The sequence below is a fragment of the Bradyrhizobium sp. 142 genome, assembly GCF_023074015.1.
Taxonomy (GTDB): domain Bacteria; phylum Pseudomonadota; class Alphaproteobacteria; order Rhizobiales; family Xanthobacteraceae; genus Bradyrhizobium.
Window position 1 is genome coordinate 1 of the sequence record NZ_JADPKQ010000275.1, and the last position, 541, is coordinate 541.

General features: G+C 62.7%; 1 pseudogene. It reads right to left on the reverse strand.

Annotated elements, in window-relative coordinates:
* Positions 1-541 (reverse strand): annotated as a pseudogene (gene istA / locus IVA82_RS24365) (IS21 family transposase); the annotation flags it as partial.

The following is a 541-nucleotide window of genomic DNA, read 5'->3' on the forward strand; positions in this document are numbered from 1 at the left end:
ATCGTTGCGTTCAACTCGACGAGCGAGAAGAACCTGATGTTGCGCAACTTGGCGATAATCCAGCGCGTCGCGACCTGCACGGCGACCTCGACCTTCGCCGTTTTCTCGGCCGTGCCGGCACAATGGCCGTGTCGTAGTGCACCGCCATTTCGGCATAGGCACGATTGACGCCCGGCTCGTAGAAGCAGGCCTTGGTGACGCCGGACTTCAGATTGTCGGAAACGACCATCGCCGGCACACCGCCGTAAAAGACAAAGGCGCGTGTGTGCGAGCCGATCCAGTCGGGCAGCGTCTGCGTGAAGGTTGCCTCGGCGTACGTAAAACTCGATGCGCCGAGGGCTGCGACAAACAGCTGGCAGGCATGCACCTCTCCGGTCGCGGCATCGACGATGTCAATCGTCGTACCGGCGTAATCGACGAACAGCTTCTCGCCGGCCACATGCGCCGGCCACATGCGCCTGCCGCATCGTCGGCGACAACCGGCCTTCCCAGGCTCGATAGAGTTCGCAGAACCAGCTGCGGCCGTAACCGTCGGGATGCG